Here is a 19362-nt window from a genome sequence, read left to right as displayed (position 1 = left end):
GCGGGACACCTCCTGCGCGGGGAGGATGACGCCTGCCGCCTTGGTCGCATACGATCCTGCGCATGACGACTGTGCTTCTCGTTGAGGACGACCCCGCCATCTCCGAGCCGCTCGCCCGCGCTTTCGGCCGTGAGGGCTATGAGGTCCACGCTCACGGCACCGGCAAGGGCGCCCTCGAAGACCTGGACGGGGCGGACATCATCGTCCTCGACCTCGGCCTGCCCGACATCGACGGCCTGGACGTGGCCCGGCAGGTTCGCGCCCAGGGACTGACCATCCCCATCCTCATGCTCACCGCCCGCAGCGAGGACACCGACCTGGTGGTTGGCCTCGACGCCGGCGCGGACGACTATGTGACCAAGCCCTTCCGCCTGGCCGAGCTGCTCGCCCGCGTGCGGGCCCAGGTGCGGCGTGCCTCCGGGGAGGCGATCGAGGAGGAGCTGGTCGCCGGGAACATCCGTGTGGACATCGCCGCCCACCGCGCCTTCGTCGGCGGGGATGAGCTCCAGTTGACCACGCGGGAGTTCGAGCTGCTGCGCGTGCTGGTGCGCGGCGGCGGCCAGGTGCTGCCCACCGAGGACATCCTCAAGGAGGTCTGGGGCGAGGACCCGACCGGCACCGAGCACACGCTGGCCATGCACATCACCTGGCTGCGCCGCAAGCTGGGTGACGACGCCGATGCCCCGGCACTGCTCGTGGCCGACGGTGCCGGATACCGTTTGGCGGTCTGACCGAACGCCGGATCCGGAACCGACCACAACTCAAAGCGACCGTCTGTGAAGGCAGGGACAATGCAACGCCGAGCGATGCAGATGACCATGGCGGCGGTCTCCGTCGCCGTCCTCCTCCTGGGGGTGCCGTTGGGCGGAGCCTGGATCGCCGTCGCCCCCCGAGCCTCCTCCGACGGTGAAGACCACCTGCGGGTCATCATGGTCGTGGTACTGACCACGGTCGGTCTGGCAGCGGTGGCGCTGGTGGCCGCCTACATCGTCGCGGCCAGGGCGTCGCGGCGCATCAGCGCCCCTCTGATCTACCTGGCGGCCGAGGCCGAGCAGCTCGGATCCGGGCAGGTGCGCCCGCGGCTGCGTTCGTCCGGCATCGAGGAGATCGACCTGGTGCAGGCCGAGCTGGTGCGCAGTGCCGAGCGCGTGGCCGGTCGTATCGCCGCCGAACGCCAGTTCGCCTCCGACGCCTCCCACCAGCTGCGCACGCCCCTGACGTCACTGAGCCTGCGTCTGGAGGAGATTGAGCTGCTGTCCACGCAGGAGGAGGTGCGCGAGGAGGCCCGCGCCTGCATTGAGCAGGTGGACCGGCTCGCCGGCGTGGTGGAGGATCTGCTGCGCATTTCCCGGCGCACCGGCGGCGGCACCACCGAGGCGCTGCACCTGAAGGACCTGTTCGACCAGCAGCGCGAGGAGTGGGAGCCGGCATTCCACGAGGCGGGACGCGAGATCACCTTCACCGACGAGGTCGGCATGCCGGTGCTGGCCACGCCCGGGTCGCTGGCACAGGTGCTGGCCACCGTCATTGAGAACTCGCTGCGCTACGGCGACGGCACCACCAGTGTGAACGTGCGCAGCGCCAATGGTGGGCACGGCGTCTTCATCGACGTCGCTGACGAGGGTGAGGGCGTGGCCGAGGACATTGCCCCGAATGTGTTCGAACGCAACGTCTCCGGGCACGGCTCCACTGGCGTGGGGCTGGCGCTGGCCAAGGACCTGGTGGAGGCCGACGGAGGGCGCATCGAACTGTCCCAACGCAAGCCCGCCGTCTTCTCGATCCTGCTCAATGCCGTGCCCAAGTCCCTGGACCCCAACAATGTGCTGCCCCGGGGCGCGCTGGTGAGCGTGGGCCGTAGGCGGCGACTCTGAGCCCATTCCTGCGCGCCCCGGGCGGCGTGGTCAGAGGATGAACGGGGCGATGAGGAAGCCCAGGGCCACGCACACGATGATGGATGCGGTGCCCGGCAGCACGAAGGGGTGGTTGAGCACCATCTTGCCGACGCGCGTGGAGCCGGTGTCATCCATCTCCATGGCGGCGACCGTCGTCGGGTAATTGGGCAGCAGGTAGTAGTTCGCCACCGCCGGGTAGGAGGCCACCAGCGCCGTCCCGGGCAGGCCGAGCGCCACCATGAGCGGCATGAACGCGCGGGTGGTGGCGGCGTGGGAGAACATCAGCGGCGCGGCGAAGTAGAAGAACACCGCCACCAGCCAGGGGGCCGCCTGGAACGGGCCGGACAGGGCGTTGGAGATGGTCTCCTCATACTGGTTGACGAAGGCGTTGCCCAGCCAGGCCAGACCGAGGATGCACACGGCGGCGGTCATGCCGGCGCGGAACGTGTCCTGGGAGGCGATCTGGGTGGTCGGCTTCTTCGCGGCGGTGCAGATGATCGCGGCGGTGGCCAGCATGATGGTCATGATCGCCGGGGTGGAGCCCATCGGCGGGTCGGACATGATGTTTAGTTCGGGGGAGGAGATGGTGGCGTAGGCGACCACCGCGATGAGGGCACCCAGGAAGATGAACAGGCTGGGCACCGCGCTGGGGGCGGCCTGGTAGTCGGAGGCCGCGGCGGTGGAGGGCTTGACCAGGCCCTTGGCCTTCCGCTCGATGTAGACCGGGTCGTCCTCCAGCTCGCTGCCCTGGAAGTAGGCGACGACGGCGCCGACCATGCAGCCGATGAAGGTGGTGGGAATGACGATGGCGAGGCACTGCAGGTAGCCGATGTTGATCGGCTCCAGGGCGACGACGAGGGCCACCATGGCCGCGGAGATGGGGGAGGCGGCCACGCCCACCTGCGAGGCGACCACGGCGATGGACAGTGGCCGCGACGGGCGGATGCCGTGCCCCTTGGCCACATCCACGATGACGGGAATGACGGAGTAGGCGGTGTGCCCGGTACCGCACAGCAACGACATCAGGTAGGTGACGATCGGTGCGAGGAACACGATCTGCTTGGGGTGCTTGCGCAGTAGCACCTCGGTGAGGTGGACCAGGTGGTCCATGGCTCCGGCGAGTTGCAGCGCCGCAACCGTGCAGATCACCGACATGATGATGCCGATGACCTCCCAGGGGGCGTCATCGGTGGAGGTGTGCACGCCGGTCAGTACCAGCACCAGGATGCCGGCGCCGCCGGCCAGACCGATGCCGACACCGCCCATGCGGGCACCGATGATTATGAACAGTAAGACGACGGCCAGATGGAACCAGATCATCGTGGTCTCCTTTCGGGGTGGGGGCCAGAGCTGCCGTCGGCCGGCTTTCCGCGCAACGCCTGCGTTGTCTTCACCGGTGCTGGCCTGGCAGGGACTCAGTCAGGTGTCGTTGGGAGAAGCGGTAGGAGGATGACGACAGCCTGATGTGATCGTAGCCATACTCGGTTTGCCGTGTGCGAGTTTTGAGTGCTCGGATGTGTCAGCTTTTGGTTGTCGTTGGCCTGATAACAGTGGCGCTCCGCGTGTGAGAATCGGCCATGCTGGTCCCAACGTGGCAGTATGTAGGCGCCCGTGCGCATTCGGCGTGCGGAACGAACCGGAGGAGTGTGCGTGGAGACCGACACCTTAGTGAGGTGCCTGTGAGCGGCAGCGCGCGTCCCCTGCGCATCGGCATTATGGGCGGCACCTTCGACCCGATCCACCACGGCCACCTCGTGGCGGCCTCTGAGGTACAGGACGTCTTCAAACTGGACGAGGTCATCTTCGTGCCCACTTGGGCGCAGCCGTTTAAAAAGGACCGGCGCGTCTCTCCGGCCGAGCACCGCTATCTGATGACGGTAATCGCGACCGCATCGAACCCGCGCTTCACGGTCTCTCGGGTGGACATTGACCGGGGTGGCACCACCTACACCATCGACACGCTTCACGACATCATGGCGGAGTACCCGGGCGCCGAGTTGTACTTCATCACCGGTGCCGACGCCCTCGCCCAGATCCTGACCTGGAAGGACAACGAGGAGATCCTCTCCCTGGCGCACATGGTGGGGGTGACGCGGCCCGGTCACGTGCTCACGGACACGGGTCTGCCCGCGGACAAGATCTCTCTGGTGGAGGTGCCTGCAATGGCTATTTCCTCCACCGACTGCCGCGAGCGGGTCAGCCACGGCGGTCCCGTTTGGTATTTGGTGCCCGACGGCGTCGTCCAGTACATCCGCAAATATGGTCTTTACCGCGTGGCCGAGCGGTCGGCGTCGACGACGTCGATGACCGCCCACGTAGCGTGCGAGCAGTCCCTGAGGAAGGAGAGCGAAGGTGAGTGAGAACACCGACGTCAACCAGTCCGAGTCCGGCTCGGGGGCTGCCCCGCGTCGCAGCCGTCGTGCCATCCGGGAGGCGGAGCGCGCCGCCGAGCGTGAGGCGATGCTGACCGGGCAGCAGCCGCTGCTCACTCGCCGGGAGATGCGGCGCCTGCGTGAGGAGGCGGAGGCGCTGCAGCAGGCGCTTGAAGCCGGGGAGATCACTCCCGAGCAGGCCCGCGCCCTCCAGGATCCGTTGGCCGACCAGCCCGTCATCAGTGTGCCTGCGCACGAGGCCACCGGGCAGCACGCCGTCGCCGCGACGCCCGCCGACGCCGTTCCTGCCGAGCAGGCGACGATGCCGACTCCCGCCACCGCCGAGAGCCCGGCCGAGTCGGCGGAGCCTGAGGAGGTCGCGTCCGGGGAGCCTACGGAGGCAGAAGCCGAGGTGGCCGCCGAGTCGGAGCCTGCCTCTGCTGAGCCGGAGGTCAGCGCGCCGGAGCATGCCGGGGTGCCGGAGGCGGCCGAGTCGAAGGCCGGCGCGCCGGAGGTGAAGGAAGTCGGCGCCGACGCCGGCTACGAGGCAGATTCTGAGGTTGCCCGCAAGGCTGAGGTACCGGCGGAATCCAAAGCCGCGTCCCCCGCGCAGGCCGAGTCGTTCGGCCGGGCCGCGTCGCCGTCGGCCCCGACCCCGACGCAGACCCCCGCTGAGGAGCCCGCAGCCGTGGAGGTTCCGGCCGTCGAAGGAACGGCTGCATCCGCGGGCGCCACGCCGGTGACGGGTGTGCCCGGCGCTCCCTCCCCGCAGGCGGCCGACACCGCCCTGACCGACGCGCAGAAGGAAGAGATCGCCAGCCTGCCGACCGGGGTCCTCGAGGCGGTTGACGCCCCGATCGTGGACGTGCAGCCGGATACGGCGGCCCCCATCCCCACGCGCCGCTCCCTGCGGCACCGGCACGTCGCGGAAGAGTCCGACCAGACCGCAGACGACCAGTCCGCCGACGACCAAGCCGCCGAGCCCGTCGCGGAGGACGAAAAGCCCGCCGTGGAGGACGAAGAGCCGAAGGTGCCGACCCGCCGCCCGATCGTCCGCATTCCCGCCGCCGCCCAGGGTGTGCGCACGGTGGACACCGACACCGGGGAGCTCAGCACCGTCCAGCCGGTGATTCAGCCGGACGCGGCGCTGCAGGTCTCCCAGGACGCCGCGGGCGAGGACCGCGAGGACGAAGCCGAGGACGTCGAGGTTTATGGCGGCATCGACAACCCGCAGTGGCGCTCGCTGACCGACGCGGACGCGGCCGGCTCCGAGGCCGCGGACCAGGCCAGGACCGAAACCGCCGCGACCACGGCCCCGGCGCCGGCGCTGGCCGAGGCGGAGTCGACGCGGCGCCAAGCGGTGCAGGCACCGGCCGAGGCGAGCTCGGCGCCGACGTACGCCCAGGCCGAGGGCGGTTCGCGTGCGGGACGCACGCTGCTGATCGTGCTGCTGGCCGTGGTGATCGCGCTGGTTGTGCTCGCCGTGGTGTGGTTCCTGCGCCACAACGGCATCATCGGCTCGCTGCCGCAGGTGCTCGATATTTGGACGCATCTGCTCGTCTAGCCCGGCGCAACCAACTCGCCGGTACCGCGCTCCGCCGCGGACGTCGGCTTGGCCACACTAGGCCGCCTGCGTGTTTCATGCCGCGAGTCGGCCCGTAGAGTGGTGGGCCAACACCGATGTCTCAGCCGGAGAAGGAGCCCCGTGCCCGCTACTGAACACGCCGTCGAGCTGGCCGCCGTCGCGGCCCGCGCCGCCACCGAGAAGAAGGCGGACAGCGCCGTCGCCATTGACGTATCCGAGCGTCTGCCTTTCGCCGACATCTTCCTGATCGTGTCCGCCGCCAACGAGCGCCAGGCGCGTGCCATCGTCGACGCCGTCGAGGAGGCCATGTTCAAGGCGGGCGTCAAGGCGCGATCGCGGGAGGGGCTCGAGGAGGTCCGCTGGGTGCTCCTGGACTACGCCGACGTCGTCGTGCACGTGCTGCAGGCCGAGGACCGTGAGTACTACGGGCTCGAGCGCCTGTGGAAGGACTGCCCGCTGGTGCCTCTGCCCGAATTCGCCTCGGAACCGGCCCAGGCCTGAGATGACTACCAGACTCATCCTGTGGCGGCACGGCCAGACCGACTACAACGCCCATGCGCGCGTGCAGGGGCGCGTCGACATTCCCTTGAACGCGATCGGCCGCGAGCAGGCGCGCTCCGCCGCCTCTGGACTCGCCGCGCTGGAGCCGGTGCGGATCGTTTCCTCCCCGCTGTCTCGTGCCCAGGAGACGGCGCGTACGCTGGCCGACCTGGCCGGCATCGATATCGAACTGGATGAGGGCCTGCTGGAGCGCTCCTTCGGACGCTGGGAGGGACTCTCACGCGTCGAGATGGAGAGCCAGTGGCCCGAGGCCTATGCCGCCTGGAAGCGGGGCGAGGACCCGGCCGACGTCGGGGTGGAGACCCGACAGGCGGTGTCACTGCGCGTGGGGGCACCCTGGAACGCATCCTGGAGGAGACTCCGCGGGCCGACGGCGACCAGACCGTGGTGGTCGTCTCCCACGGCTCGGCGCTCACGCTGGGTATCACCCACCTGCTGGGGCTCGACCCCTCTGCGTGGTTCGGGTTGCGCGGCCTGGACAACTGCCGCCACGGGGTCGTTGTACCGGGGGAGCGGGTGCCCGGGTGGACGCTCGCCGAGTGGAACGTGCAGTGAGCGGTGCGGGTGCGCACGGGCGGGGTGCGCCCACCGGCGAGTCGCTGTCGGCCGGTGGGTGATGCCGGCGTGCACTGGCGGGTGAGGCACGGCACGCGTTTTTGATTTGCTCGAGGACCGTCTGACTCCGTAGAGTTTGGACGTCGCCCGCGAGGGCGAGACCCGTAAGGGGCTATGGCGCAGTTGGTAGCGCGCTTCCATGGCATGGAAGAGGTCGGGGGTTCGAATCCCCCTAGCTCCACGATCACCGCCACCAGTGGCGGGCCGATCACCCTTTCGGGGCTATGGCGCAGTTGGTAGCGCGCTTCCATGGCATGGAAGAGGTCGGGGGTTCGAATCCCCCTAGCTCCACCCAGGTTTCGCCTCCTTCAGGCCCGGATCGCCGGCGCGAATGTCCGAATCCGGCATAAACGACGCCGACGCTCCGTCGGGTCGGTTGCAGATCCGCATGATTCCAACGTTCCTTCCGGCGCGCCCGCGCGCCGCGAGCCCGTTCGTGCCGATTCTGGACATTTTCCTGCCGCCGCGACGACTGCGGCGTACTGGATTATCGGCGTGAGTGCGGCGTTCCGCCGTGCGGCGTGTGTTTTCCGCCGCGCCTGGGGCGTGGCCTGGCCGCCGGGCCGCGTGGCGGGGGCTGACACATCGGGCAGAGCTGTGCTCACGGAGCCGTGAGCTCAGTCCTCGGCCGGCTCTTCCACTCCGCGGATGGCGAGCGCAGCCGCTGGATTGACCAGCCGGACCGTGAACGCCTCGACTTTCCCGCACCACGCCAACTAAAGCCCTGATTTTAAGCAGCATGCTCACCCCGATAACGCTAAGGCCGCCCGATTCGTGTCGGAGGCGCCTGGCAGCATGTTGGTCGTGAACAGGGAGAGTTCCGGAGAGATCCTGAAGCGACGGTCCGTGACGCGTATGCGGGCTGCCGGCCGGTGCCGCCGGCCGGGGGAATATCGGTCGCTCAAGGATCGCTTGCCTTGCCCAAGGACGGTTTACGCTCACGATCGTGGACCGCGACAGCTCACCCCTGATCACAGCCACAGTCACCGCAACTGATTTAGGAGACAATGATGACGACTGAACTTACGCTGGACGCCCTGCGGAGCAAGCTCGGGGACCCGGAGTGGGCCGCGATCCGCATGGAAGCCACCTACCAGCCCAGCGGCGGGCCGGGTACGCGCGTGTATCCGCCCACCTTCCCCATAGCAAGGAGCGCTGCCAAGGACAAGGACCGCTATCTCCGGGAGCGGCGGCGCTGCGATGGTGAGGTTCGTGAGGCGGTGGTATTGGACCAGGTGCCGGCCCAGGCCAACCGCTGTGAGGAGGCCGAGGCGAGGGCCTGGCGTCAGGGTGCGGTGCGCATGCCCATGCTGCGGATGAGGCACGGAGGCGCGGCGAGCTTTGAGCTCATCGGTTTGGAGGCACCGCACCGGGCCTTCGACGCCTACTGGCGTGACTGCGAGCTCGATGGCGCCAAGTTCGATCGTACCGAGATCGGCAAGGCGATCCTGGCTGCGTCGCTGGCGGATGCGACCGCGCTGCTGACCTATGACCCCGCCACGCTCGTCTATGGCGGTTGGAACTCCCACCGCAAGGGGCGGCAGGCCAAGTTCCCGCGCCTGTACGCCAGCGAGATCGTTGGTTGGGACCCGGAGGAGGGTAAGCGCAAGGCCGGGCGCATGGACCCGGCGAACCTCACCGGATCCCGTAGTGGCGAAGGTGATGAGTGGTCCTACTCTGCCGTGAAGGCGAAGAAGGAGGACGCCAAGCTCAGCGAGATCGGACATGGCAATATCGCCCCAGACGTCGCCCATGGCGGCGTGACCATCAGCGAGGCGACTCGCACCGCCGTCCTCAGCCTTACCGCGACCCGGCGTCTCGGCTTCGGCTCCATGGAGCCTGCCGCCGTCCAGGCTGCCCGAGCACTGCTCGTCGCATTCGGGCTCCTGGGTGACCGTCTCGCCTTCGGCGACGCCGGCCTGTGGCTGCGCAGCGGCTGCGACCTGGTGATGCAGACCGAGCAGTTGGAGTGGGTCGGCCGCGGCGGTGTCGCGGAGTCATTCACGCTGTCCCCGAGCGCGGCGGTCCAGTTGTACGAGGACGCACTGCAGGCGGCCCTGGACGCCGGAGTGCCGCTGCACCTGGAGACCGTGGAGCTGAAGCCCAACGAATCCCTGGCTAAGGCGATCGAATTCAGCCTGACCAAGGCCGAGTCCACGGGGGAGTGACATGACCCTCCGTTTGGACATTACGCTCCTGAGCGAGCGCTACGACGCCGGTGGAGGGGAGGACCCGCGACTGGCGGAATGGCCTCCCCACCCGGCCCGGGTCTTTGCAGCCCTGCGGTCCGTCGCCGGCGAGGAGGAACTGGAACCGCTCGCCGAACTGGAGTGCCTGGCGCCGCCGCTGATCCATGCGTCCCCCACCACCTCGGTGGGTGAGCGGCGCACCCGGGGGTACGTCGTAACAAATGTACGCGCCAATAAGGGCGGGCATCAGACCCACCCCGCACGCACCAGCGGATTCCGGCAGCGGACCAGCAGCCTGCCCGAGGATGTCCGCGTTCAGTTCGACTGGCCGGATGACGGGATGCTGTCCGACGGCGTCGTAGCCGAACTGGACCACCTCGCCCGGCGGGTGCCGTACCTCGGTCGCTCGACGTCGTCGGCAACACTCGCCTTCAGCCGGGTGGACGATCCTTCGCCGCTGCCGGGCCTGACCACCTATGAGCCGACTGCGGGGCGCGGCCCCTTGAGTATCCGCGTGCCCTACCCCGGCTACCTCGATGAGCTCAACGCCCTGTACCAGGACAAGCAGCCCGCATGGCAGGCCGCCGGCCCGCGTGCGCGCCGCTTCTACCGTGATGTCGGGGCGGTAGAGGCTAGCGACGAGATCAGTGAGGAGACCCCTGTCATGGACGACTTCGATTCCCCCTACCCGGATCTGGTCATACTCAGATTCGAGGAGCTGCGTCCCTCCGGCCATCTGGTCCCCATTTTCACCGAGGCCCTGCGCCGCAAGGTCATGGGGCAGACGGAGGACCCACTGCCTCCCGCACTGCACGGCCACGGCACCCCCGGACTGCCGCATGTGGCCTACCTCGGGCTGCCCTTCGTGGGCAACGAGCACGCCGACGGGCAACTCATGGCCCTGGCCGTGGCCATTCCCGGGCTGGAGCATGATGAACGTCTACGCATTCTGCGGGGCATTCTCGGAGAGGACCCAGAAGGGGAGGTCGTGCTGCGCGTAAACGGATTCAAACAGAGTTTTCGGCTCCGGTACGCGCCGGATGAGACGCGGCCCTTCACTTCCACCGTCGAGCGCTGGACGGACCCCGCGCGGACGTGGGCAACGGCCACGCCCCTGGTGCTGGATCGCTACCCGAAGGACGGCGACCTTGCCGCGGTGGTGGCCGAGTCCTTCGTCAACGCCGGCCTGCCGGAACCGCGTGAAATTGAAGTGAGCAAGGAACCGCTGATGGACGGGGCCGTGCGGCTGAGACCGCAGGAGTTGCCCAAGCGGTGTCAGGGGCGCCTGTACACGCATGCGCGCGTGACCTTCGACCGTCCCGTGCGCGGGCCGGTCCTGGCCGGTGCGGGACGCTACTTCGGCGTCGGGCTGTTCGCTCCCGAGTATGAGGAGGACCGGCGATGAAGGCCACCGATTTCGCGAAGTTCATGCGGGAAGTACATGGGCATGACCCGTTCCCCTGGCAGTCCGCCGTGGTCGAGCAGGCCGTGGAACAGGGCACTTGGCCCGCGGTCGTGGACGTACCCACCGGGCTGGGCAAGACCTCCATGCTGGATGTGGCCGTGTTCCTCCTGGCACTCAGTGCCGGAGGCGACGCTCCCGCTGGCCTGGGGCGGCGTCGCATCTTCCTGGTGGTGGACCGCCGCATCGTGGTCGACCAGGCCGAGGCACATGGACGGCACATTGCGGACGCCCTGGAGGGGGCGACCGAGGGCGAGGTCCGCTTCGAGGTGGCTCGGAGACTACGCGGCCTGGCAGGAGACGCGGACGAGGACCACGCACTGCGGGTGGTGAAGATGCGCGGCGGAGCGACGTGGGATGCCGCCTGGCTGCCGCGTCCCGACCTGCCCGCCATCATCACCGGCACCGTCGACCAGGTGGGCAGTCGCCTGCTCTTCCGCGGTTACGGGGTCACGCGTGGGCGACGACCCATCGACGCCGCACTGGTGGGCACCGACTCGGTCATTATGATCGACGAGGCCCACCTGGCCCAGGCCTTCACCACCTCGCTGGCCTCCGCACATGAGGCGGACGCGACCCACCAGTTGGGACTGCCGGAGAGCTCAATCATCCACCTGAGTGCTACGAGCGCGGAGAGGCCCGAGAAGAACTCCGATGCCTGGGAGGCCTCATTCGATGAGGACGCGCATCTGCGGAATGAGACTGCCAAACAGAGGCTGACCGCGTATAAGCGCCTTACGCTCGTCGACTCCACGGAGAAGAAGATCGTCAAGGAGATGGCTGCCCGGGTACGGGACCTCCTCAAAGAGCCCGAAAAACCCGATGAATCCCCCAATGAGTCCGAGGGTGACCGGGTGCTGGTGGTGTGCAATACGGTGGCCCGCGCCCGGGAAGTGTATGAGGCGCTGACCACCGGAAGGACGAGGCTGGACGGCGTCGAGGTACTGCTGCTCATGGGGCGCTCGCGTCCGCTGGATCGCGAGGGTATCGCCGCGCGGGTCACCGAGCTGTTCGGCGCCGACCGGAAACCGGGTACGCACAAGGCGGTTCTGGTGGCCACCCAGACCATTGAGGTCGGCATCGACCTCGATGCCACGGATATGGTCACCGAGACCGCCTCTTGGGACGCCCTGGTACAGCGCTTCGGCCGGGTCAACCGGCGGGGTGACCGCGAGTCGGCCTCCATCACGGTGCTGGAGGACGGTGCCAAGAAGCCCCCCGTATACGGTCCCGCCAAGGTGGCCACGGCCGACTTCCTTCGCGAGGTCGCGCAGGATGGACTGGATGTGTCGCCCTTGGCGCTGCGCCACCTGGAGGTGCCCGATGGGCTGAGCGCACCACGGCCCCTGCTCCCGCTGCTGCTGCCCGCTCATCTGGATGCGTGGGCGAGGACAAACCCGGCGCCGACCAATGATCCGCCGGTCGACCCCTACCTGCACGGAATCGACAAGTCCACACCTCCTGTCACCATCGCCTGGCGGGCCGGGCTGGTGCGGCGCAACGAGGGGGCGGACGGCGAGGACACGTTGGAACTGCTGTCGTACGCCGGGTCTGTCGCGGATGCCATCCCGCTACGGAGCGAGGAGTGCGTGGAGGTGTCGTTCATGGCGGTACGTGCCTGGCTGCAGGAGGGCAAGTCGGAGGATCTGGCCGACGTCGATGACTACGACGACTTCGATGACGTCCCCTTCAGAGACGACGACAGCGACCGGCAGGTGCTGCGTCGCCGGGCCGACGGTTGGTGGGAGCCAGTATCGGCTCCTGACCTGCGGCCGGGAGACACGATTATCGCCCCGTGCGAGTACGGCGGCCTGGACCGCTTCGGCTGGAACCCCTCCAGCAAGGAGACCGTCAAGGACGTTTCCGAACTGGCCTCCCTTAGACGTGGGCAACCAATGTTGCGTCTGGATTCCGACCCGGGGAGCCGACTGGGGCTGCAGCCCATGGAGGGGCTGAGCGGCCTGGTGGCCGACTGGCGCAATGCGGTGGATCCGGAGGATCGCCAGACCTATCAGGATCGTCTTCATGGGGCGGCGCGTACGTGGCTGGAATCCCAAGAAAGCGATCCGGAAGAGCCATGGACGCCGGACGATATTGCGTACTTGAAAAAGGCGCTGTTGAGCGACGATGCATTTGTCTCCTCCAACGTCGATCAAAGACGTAAGAACAGAAAACGTCGGCCTTCCGACCGCAGGCAGGAGGAGCAGGAGGAGCCGATCCCGGTGCTTCGCGGAGTCGTTCGCGCAGACGACTGGCGAGGCGTTGGTACCAATGGGGATCATGCGAACGTCGCGGATGCCGACCACACGACGACTGCACCCGCCTGGCGCGCGGTCGATGAGTCGGATGTGGCGGACAGCTCCGCCCTCAACCAGCGTGTGACTCTCGCGCAGCATCTGGCGGCTGTGGGCGAGCGCGCCGAGCAGATCGCCACCAACCTGGGGTTGCCGGACGAACTGCGGCGCGTCGTCGTTGACGCGGCCCGCTGGCACGACCTGGGCAAGGTGGACCTGCGCTTCCAGGCCATGCTGTTCGACGGCAGCCGGATCGCCGCGGAACTCGCCCGGGAGCCGCTGGCGAAGTCCGGTATGCCGCCCGGGGACCGGGACCGGCATCGACGCGCCCGACGCCTCAGCGGCCTGCCTCGCGGCGCCCGGCACGAGGCCTGGTCAGAGGCGATCGTAACGGCTCATCTGGAGGGGCTCGCGGAGTCGTATCCGGGTGACGCCGAGCTGCTCCAGCACCTTATCGCCAGCCACCACGGTCATGCCCGGCCCTTCCTGCCGCCCGTTGACGACCGGGGAGATGGCGTTCTACGCGCGGCGATTGGTGAGGTCGCCGTCGATGTGCCCCTACCAGTTGGGCTGCATCTGACCGACGCGGATCGATTCGCCCGGCTCAATGACCGTTACGGCCGGTGGGGCTTGGCACTGCTGGAGGCAGTGGTGCGCTGCGCCGACATGACCATTTCCTCGGAGGGATCATGAACCAAGTCAAACTGCCCGCGCTGGTCGGTGAATCGCCGCTGGCCATTCTTGCTGCGATCGGCACGCTCCGGTTGATCCATGACTTCGTCGATGAAGGCGCTCGGCTGTCCTGGGATCCTGCGGATCGGGCACCGGTGCTGCATTCGAAGCTGCCATCGGTCGACGCCGTCGCCGAGGAACTGGCGGAGATCGTCGCCGAGATGCCCGACGATGTGGTCGTGCCCGGAGGGCCAGCGGGGTTTCCGCTGGAAAGGATAGGCACAAAAGGGTCAGATCCAATGCGGCCGTTGCCCGGAGGTATGGCGGATTTATTTGCGACTCTAACCGCAGGATCATGCGAATCAGAGGTTGACACGGTTGCGATTTGGATGGGGAGTCTCGTAACTGATCTCGTGTTTAGGAAGCCAGCAAAGAAAGGTGAGTCGCCGGTCGGCATGGTAAGCCAGTTCATTGCGGGCGCTGGACAACAAACCATAGCAACGATGCTTGAAAAGTCGCATGAAAGTGTGCGTTCCCACCCGGAGTATCTGTATCAAGCCCTTGCTGGGTGGCGCAGGGTCGAGGGTGTGACCGGCGAGTACCTGGATCATCGTGCGATCTGGAGTGCAACGGATGATCCTCGAGGTCAGAACGGGAAAATGCGCGGTGTTCCAGGTGCGACGTGGCTTGCGCTCATGTCCTACCCGCTGTGGACCACCACGGCCGCTGGAAAGCAACCCCGCACAAGTGGCTGGCACACTGCCGACCGTCGTCGGCAGGAACTGCGGTTGCCGCTCTGGCAAGAACCGCTTGGTCCGGCGGCGATAAAGGCGCTTGTTGAGCATCCGGTTCTCGAAGGCAAAGGGGAGACGAAGACACTGGACGCCGCTGCTCTCCGCCTGCTCGGGATCTTCCATGTGTGCAATGCGCATCGCCGCCAGACAGACGGCGGCAAATCAGCGGGCGTATTGGTGCCGGTGTCATGAGCGTCGACATCATCAGACCGGACCTGCCGGGCCTGCCGGAGACAGTCCCCGCGCGCATGCTGAATGAGTTCGTGTACTGCCCCCGCTTGTTCCATCTGGAATGGGTGCAGCAGCAGTTCGCCACCAGCGACGACGTCGAGGAGGGCCTGTACCTGCATCGCGTCGTCGACCGGGAGACCGGGGATCTGCCTGACAAGTCCGAGGCGTGGGACGGCCGGGTCGCCAGATCCGTGTCGCTGTCCTCACCGAGGCTCGGCCTGGCCACCCGACTGGACCTGGTGGAGGATGGCGGGGACGGCACCGTCGTTCCGGTCGACTACAAGAAGGGACATCCGAATCGAGATGGTCGCGCCTGGCCCAGCGACCGGATGCAGTCCCTGGTCCAAGCGCTGCTGCTTCGCGAGGAGGGCTACGCCGTCGAGCGGGCCGAGATCTGGTACGCCGAGACCCGACAGCGAGTGCACATAGCCGTGGACGATGCGGCAATGCAGGAGATCACGGATACCGTAGCGCGCGCATGGCGGGTGGCCTCCGACCCGGTCGCACCTCCGCCGCTGCGTGACAGCCCGAAGTGCGCCGGCTGCTCCCTGGTGGGCATCTGCCTGCCCGACGAGCTGGAGGCGCTGAAAACGCCACCAAGGCAGAGACGTCCGCTGAAGCGTCTAATGGCGCCGGTGCTGGAAGGGCGCCCGGTGTACGTGACGTTGCAGGGCGCCACGGTGGGGGTACGTAGCGACCGCCTCGAAGTCCGATCCTCCGGCGAGCTGCAGGCGAGCTATCGGCTGATAGATGTCAGTCAGGTGTGCGTGTTCGGGAACGTGACGGTATCGGCACAAGGTGTCAGGGCGCTGCTTTCCCGCGATGTTCCGGTATTGTGGTTCAGCTATGGAGGCTGGTTCTCCGGCATGGCCGAGGGGCTGCCGGGCAAGAACGTAGACCTGCGGATCGCACAGTTCCGCGCCTCCGAGGAGCAGCAGCTTGAGATCGCGCGCCGGATGATCTCCGGGAAGATCCGGAACAGTCGCACGATGCTGCGCCGCAACGCGCGTGCTGAGCTGGGGCGTGTTGGTGACCAGCTCAAGGAACTCGCCATCCAAGCAAGGCAGGCAGACTCTCCGCAGCAACTGCTCGGCATTGAGGGGACGGATGCCCGCCTGTACTTCGCGAGTTTTCCGGCGATGGTTGGGAAGGGCTCGCGTGTGGATGTCAGCGATTTCCAGGAGAACGGGCGCACGCGTCGACCACCTAAGGACCCACTCAACGCGCTGCTGTCCTTCTGCTACACACTGCTCGTGAAGGACCTGACGGTGACGCTTTCGGGTATCGGCTTCGACCCGTACTACGGAATGTTCCACAGGCCGCGGTTCGGTCGTCCGGCCCTGGCCTTGGACCTGGCGGAGGAGTTCCGGCCGCTGATTGCCGAGAGCGTCGTATTGCAGGTGCTGAACAATGGTGAGGTGGGTCCACGCGACTTCCGCAGTCGTGCCGGCGGCTGCATGCTGGAGGCGAGCGGCCGCAAGGCTGTACTCAGAGCATACGAACGCCGACTGGACCAGGAGATCACTCATCCGCAGTTCGGTTACAAGGCCAGCTACCGCCGAGTCATGGACATCCAGGCCCGGGTGCTGGGTGCGGTCATGCTGGGGGAGTTGGACGAGTACACGGCGATGGTGACCCGATGAGGACGAACCGACGCAGGTACCTCATTGCTTACGACATCCGCAAGCCGGGGCGGCTGCGTCGCATCTGCAAACTGATGGAGGCCAACGGTGAGCGGCTGCAGTACTCTGTATTCATCTGCGACCTGACCCGCAGCGAGCTTGTCCACCTGCGCGCCGACGGTGAGAGGATCATGAACCTGGATGAGGATTCGGTGGTGATTGTGGATCTGGGTGAGATCGGCGAGGATCGCTTCACGTTCGTTGGGCGTCGCCGGGGGTTGCCTACGCGGGAGGCGCAGGTTGTCTAGCGAGCGCTCGGGTGCCGGTCGGATTCCTGGGGAGCGCTCGAATTCGCGGTATGGCGGGGTTTTCTGGTGGTTGACGCTCGATGGGGCGCGATCGGATCTGGCGTTTCTGAGCCAGCGCTCGCGAGACCGCGTTGAATCGTTGACGTGCCGCGGCGTATTCTGCGAGCGGTCTTCCCGGCCTTCAAGGCCGGGCTCCATTGAGGCCCCTTAGTGGCTTCGGGGATGCGTCGCTGGTACTCCGTCTTCCCGGCCTTCAAGGCCGGGCTCCATTGAGGCGACGCGGCCCAGTCCTTCACTGTGGTGGCGACCGTGGTCTTCCCGGCCTTCAAGGCCGGGCTCCATTGAGGCAGCTCGGAAATGTGAACGTCCCACTCCTCAGTCCACGTCTTCCCGGCCTTCAAGGCCGGGCTCCATTGAGGCACCTGTCTGCCGTCAGTGCCGCCAACAAGGCCGGAGGTCTTCCCGGCCTTCAAGGCCGGGCTCCATTGAGGCGTCGGAACGCTTAGGCAGCGGACCTCGCTTCCCCATGTCTTCCCGGCCTTCAAGGCCGGGCTCCATTGAGGCCACTCCTCCAAGGTGACCCATGCGTTCTCCGACGCCGTCTTCCCGGCCTTCAAGGCCGGGCTCCATTGAGGCAGTTCTTGTTCGGCGTGGAACATCCGGCCTCTCTCCGGTCTTCCCGGCCTTCAAGGCCGGGCTCCATTGAGGCGATGCCGCGGTCCGTGAGCAGACCTTGACCCACTTGCGTCTTCCCGGCCTTCAAGGCCGGGCTCCATTGAGGCCATTGAGGTAGTGCTGTAGGAGGTAGCCGACGAATGTCTTCCCGGTCTTCAAGGCCGGGCTCCATTGAGGCGACACGATCGCCTCCAAGATCGGTCTCAGCCTGCGGGTCTTCCCGGCCTTCAGGGCCGGGCTCCATTGAGGCTATGTCTCTTCACAGTCCGTACCGTCCAGCGAAGCAGTCTTCCTGGCCTGCAAGGCCGGGCTCCATTGAGACAGTCGGCCTTGGGTGTCTGTGCGAATGTGTCCTCGGTGGTCTTCCCGGCTTTCAAGGCCGGGCTCCATTGAGGCGGCACCGCCTGGAAGCAGATCCTCTTTGATGTCGTCGGTCTTCCCGGCCTTCGGCGCCGGGGTAGATCGGGGCAACACGCCGTCTCCACCGACTACCGGGGCCGGCACTCGCGCTGCGCCCGGGTCCTGTCTTCTTCGGGCCCGGATCGCCGGAACGAATGTCCAAATCCGGCATAAACGATGGCGAGACATCGACTGCCGAGCGACCAAACCGCAAGATTTCAAGGGTCGGGGGAACGCCGATCGCCGTTAAAGGCTTGTTTATGCCGGATTTGGACAGCCCGATGCCGTGAGCGGGCAGTGGGGGTGAGCGACGGCCCGGTAGTGCGGCTGCGGGAAACGGCGGCTCGGAATGCAGCGCCAGGGTCAGGGCTTTGCAGCAGCACTGCGGCTGCAAGAAGTGGGGTGGCTGACGAGGCTTGAACTCGCGACCTCCTGGACCACAACCAGGCGCTCTACCGACTGAGCTACAGCCACCATGGGGCGACGCCGTCGCACCGAGTCGGTACTTTATCGGCTAGCCCGTGCTGGCACCAATCCGAGCCCCGTGTACTACGTCACCTTCGTTGCAGGGGAGCGAGCAGATACGGCGGGACAGCCGCCCCGCCGTCGGCCGGACTGGCTGAAACTGGCGCGGATACGGGGAACCGCCGCCGACGGCTGGATGAGCCCGGCCGGCGGCGATTCGCCGTCGGCCCGGTGCACGGACGCCGGGGGAGCCGTTGGCGTCAGAGCAGCTCCGCCGTCGGGTGCGCGACGATCTCGGCCGCGGCCGCCTGGCACTCCTCGCTCGTCGGACCCTCATCCTTGGGGAACAGCACCGCGCGGTAGTAGCGCAGCTCGTCGATCGACTCCAGGATGTCCGCCAGCGCGCGATGCCCGCCGTGCTTCTCCGGCGCGTGGAAGAAGGTGCGCGGGAACCAGCGCTTGGCGACCTCCTTGATGGAGGACACGTCGACGATGCGGTAGTGCAGGTAGTCGATGAGCTCGGGCATGTCGCGGGCCAGGAAGGTCTTGTCGGTTCCCACCGAGTTGCCGGCCAGCTGCGCGGTGTGGGCCTCCGGCACCAGGGACTTCACATAGTCCAGGACCGTGCGGTTGGCCTCCTGAAGCGTCAGCCCCTCCTTGAGCTCCTCCAGCAGGCCGGAACTGGTGTGCATCTCGCGCACGTAGTCGCCCATCTGCTCCAGGGCGGCCGCCGGGGGCTTGATCAGGACGTCGATGCCCTTATCGAGCGGCTTGAGCTCGTAGTCGGTGACAATCACGGCCACCTCGATCAGCGCATCCGTCTCCAGGCTCAGGCCCGTCATCTCGCAGTCGATCCACACCAGGGGATCGGCGGTAGTTATCTGTCGGCTCACGGTCGCCGAGTCTAGACCCGGCTGCGTGAGGCGTGGCCAGGGCCCGCATTGGTGCCCCCGCCCGGACTCGAACCGGGAACCTGCGGATTAGAAGGCCGATGCTCTATCCATTGAGCTACGGAGGCGTGCGCTCAGCGTACGTCACCGCGGGCACATGTTCCCAGTTCGGGCCCGCCCGTGGCGCCGTCCCAACTCGGCTGGTGTCGGGCTCGCCTGGCCAGAGCGGGCAACACTTGCCGACCCTCCGCCCGCCCGTGACGCCGCCTCCGCCCGCACCGACGGCGCCGCACCCGCCCGGCCGGTGCGCGCATCCGCCGCCGACGGCTCAGCCCG

Annotated in this window: 14 protein-coding genes, 4 tRNA genes, 1 pseudogene and 1 CRISPR repeat array; of the genes and pseudogenes, 15 read left to right on the top strand and 4 right to left on the bottom strand. The window is 67.3% G+C overall.

The features are described from left to right. Positions 1–62: 62 nt before the first annotated feature. Positions 63–731, top strand: a complete 669-nt coding sequence (locus C3B71_RS10905) for a response regulator transcription factor (protein ID WP_073330876.1) — start codon at positions 63–65, stop codon at positions 729–731. A 60-nt stretch (positions 732–791) separates the two neighbouring features. Then, on the top strand, positions 792–1871 hold the full coding sequence (locus C3B71_RS10900) for a sensor histidine kinase (protein WP_108968023.1): 1080 nt from the start codon (positions 792–794) through the stop codon (positions 1869–1871). Between the two features lie 30 nt (positions 1872–1901). Here the strand turns inward: C3B71_RS10900 and C3B71_RS10895 are convergent, their stop codons facing one another. Then, the gene (locus tag C3B71_RS10895; protein WP_073330872.1) at positions 1902–3212 is read right to left on the bottom strand and encodes an anaerobic C4-dicarboxylate transporter family protein; all 1311 of its coding nucleotides are present in this window, start codon (positions 3210–3212) and stop codon (positions 1902–1904) included. Positions 3213–3571: 359 nt separating this feature from the next. Between C3B71_RS10895 and nadD the strand changes: the two genes are divergently transcribed. From nadD to cas2, 13 genes and pseudogenes are all read left to right on the top strand, one after another. Continuing rightward, positions 3572–4252, top strand: a complete 681-nt coding sequence (nadD, locus tag C3B71_RS10890) for a nicotinate-nucleotide adenylyltransferase (RefSeq protein ID WP_108968021.1) — start codon at positions 3572–3574, stop codon at positions 4250–4252. Then, positions 4245–5828 carry a hypothetical protein gene (locus C3B71_RS15950; protein WP_159097676.1) on the top strand — a complete coding sequence of 528 codons (1584 nt, stop codon included), beginning with the start codon at positions 4245–4247 and terminating at the stop codon, positions 5826–5828. The genes nadD and C3B71_RS15950 overlap by 8 nt, the downstream gene beginning before the upstream one ends. A 141-nt stretch (positions 5829–5969) precedes the next feature. Beyond that, positions 5970–6350 carry a ribosome silencing factor gene (rsfS, locus tag C3B71_RS10875; RefSeq protein ID WP_108968018.1) on the top strand — a complete coding sequence of 127 codons (381 nt, stop codon included), beginning with the start codon at positions 5970–5972 and terminating at the stop codon, positions 6348–6350. Position 6351: 1 nt separating this feature from the next. Then, positions 6352–6690 (top strand): annotated as a pseudogene (locus tag C3B71_RS16510) (histidine phosphatase family protein); the annotation flags it as partial. Next, complete coding sequence (locus tag C3B71_RS16820; protein ID WP_325048205.1) at positions 6651–6965, top strand: histidine phosphatase family protein; 315 nt, start codon at positions 6651–6653, stop codon at positions 6963–6965. The pseudogene C3B71_RS16510 and the gene C3B71_RS16820, both read left to right, overlap by 40 nt. A 168-nt stretch (positions 6966–7133) precedes the next feature. Further along, a tRNA-Ala gene (locus C3B71_RS10865) sits at positions 7134–7206 on the top strand. A 37-nt stretch (positions 7207–7243) separates the two neighbouring features. Further along, positions 7244–7316, top strand: a tRNA-Ala gene (locus C3B71_RS10860). A gap of 716 nt (positions 7317–8032) precedes the next feature. Beyond that, the gene (cas7g, locus tag C3B71_RS10855) at positions 8033–9193 is read left to right on the top strand and encodes a type I-G CRISPR-associated RAMP protein Csb1/Cas7g (RefSeq protein ID WP_108968016.1); all 1161 of its coding nucleotides are present in this window, start codon (positions 8033–8035) and stop codon (positions 9191–9193) included. 1 nt (position 9194) lies between these two features. Then, complete coding sequence (csb2, locus tag C3B71_RS10850) at positions 9195–10619, top strand: type I-G CRISPR-associated protein Csb2 (protein ID WP_108968014.1); 1425 nt, start codon at positions 9195–9197, stop codon at positions 10617–10619. Next, positions 10616–13663 carry a type I-G CRISPR-associated helicase/endonuclease Cas3g gene (cas3g, locus tag C3B71_RS10845; protein WP_108968012.1) on the top strand — a complete coding sequence of 1016 codons (3048 nt, stop codon included), beginning with the start codon at positions 10616–10618 and terminating at the stop codon, positions 13661–13663. The genes csb2 and cas3g overlap by 4 nt, the downstream gene beginning before the upstream one ends. Next, positions 13660–14628: a type I-G CRISPR-associated protein, Cas3-extension family gene (locus tag C3B71_RS15945; protein WP_139240937.1), complete on the top strand. Its 969-nt coding sequence runs from the start codon at positions 13660–13662 to the stop codon at positions 14626–14628. Before cas3g ends, C3B71_RS15945 begins: the two co-directional genes overlap by 4 nt. Further along, positions 14625–16310, top strand: coding sequence for a CRISPR-associated endonuclease Cas4g/Cas1g (cas4g/cas1g, locus tag C3B71_RS10840; protein WP_199912494.1), 1686 nt, complete (start codon positions 14625–14627; stop codon positions 16308–16310). Before C3B71_RS15945 ends, cas4g/cas1g begins: the two co-directional genes overlap by 4 nt. After that, entirely contained in the window at positions 16307–16597 is a 291-nt protein-coding gene (gene cas2, locus C3B71_RS10835; protein WP_108968010.1) for a CRISPR-associated endonuclease Cas2, read from the top strand. Before cas4g/cas1g ends, cas2 begins: the two co-directional genes overlap by 4 nt. 168 nt (positions 16598–16765) lie before the next feature. Next, positions 16766–17668: a CRISPR direct-repeat array (repeat unit 36 nt; unit sequence GTCTTCCCGGCCTTCAAGGCCGGGCTCCATTGAGGC). Between the two features lie 401 nt (positions 17669–18069). Here the strand turns inward: cas2 and C3B71_RS10830 are convergent. The 3 genes from C3B71_RS10830 to C3B71_RS10820 all read right to left on the bottom strand — a co-directional run bounded on the left by C3B71_RS10830 (position 18070) and on the right by C3B71_RS10820 (position 19154). Then, a tRNA-His gene (locus C3B71_RS10830) sits at positions 18070–18145 on the bottom strand. A 251-nt stretch (positions 18146–18396) separates the two neighbouring features. Beyond that, a complete protein-coding gene (gene orn, locus C3B71_RS10825) occupies positions 18397–19017 on the bottom strand; it encodes an oligoribonuclease (protein WP_108969839.1) in 621 nt (206 codons plus the stop codon). Between the two features lie 61 nt (positions 19018–19078). Further along, positions 19079–19154, bottom strand: a tRNA-Arg gene (locus C3B71_RS10820). Positions 19155–19362 lie beyond the last annotated feature (208 nt).

This window comes from Actinomyces sp. Z16, assembly GCF_003111765.1.
In the GTDB taxonomy this organism is placed as follows: domain Bacteria; phylum Actinomycetota; class Actinomycetes; order Actinomycetales; family Actinomycetaceae; genus Actinomyces; species Actinomyces glycerinitolerans.
Note: the sequence above shows the minus strand (reverse complement) of the source record. Positions and strands in the feature narration are given on the sequence as shown.

What these genes read in the sequence shown, in the direction of transcription:
- C3B71_RS10905 (WP_073330876.1), top strand. Translation starts at nt 63, where the DNA reads ATGACGACTGTGCTTCTCGTTGAGGACGACCCCGCCATCTCCGAGCCG.
- C3B71_RS10900 (WP_108968023.1), top strand. Translation starts at nt 792, where the DNA reads ATGCAACGCCGAGCGATGCAGATGACCATGGCGGCGGTCTCCGTCGCC.
- C3B71_RS10895 (WP_073330872.1), bottom strand. Translation starts at nt 3,212, where the DNA reads ATGATCTGGTTCCATCTGGCCGTCGTCTTACTGTTCATAATCATCGGT.
- cas7g (WP_108968016.1), top strand. Translation starts at nt 8,033, where the DNA reads ATGATGACGACTGAACTTACGCTGGACGCCCTGCGGAGCAAGCTCGGG.
- csb2 (WP_108968014.1), top strand. Translation starts at nt 9,195, where the DNA reads ATGACCCTCCGTTTGGACATTACGCTCCTGAGCGAGCGCTACGACGCC.
- cas3g (WP_108968012.1), top strand. Translation starts at nt 10,616, where the DNA reads ATGAAGGCCACCGATTTCGCGAAGTTCATGCGGGAAGTACATGGGCAT.
- C3B71_RS15945 (WP_139240937.1), top strand. Translation starts at nt 13,660, where the DNA reads ATGAACCAAGTCAAACTGCCCGCGCTGGTCGGTGAATCGCCGCTGGCC.
- cas4g/cas1g (WP_199912494.1), top strand. Translation starts at nt 14,625, where the DNA reads ATGAGCGTCGACATCATCAGACCGGACCTGCCGGGCCTGCCGGAGACA.
- cas2 (WP_108968010.1), top strand. Translation starts at nt 16,307, where the DNA reads ATGAGGACGAACCGACGCAGGTACCTCATTGCTTACGACATCCGCAAG.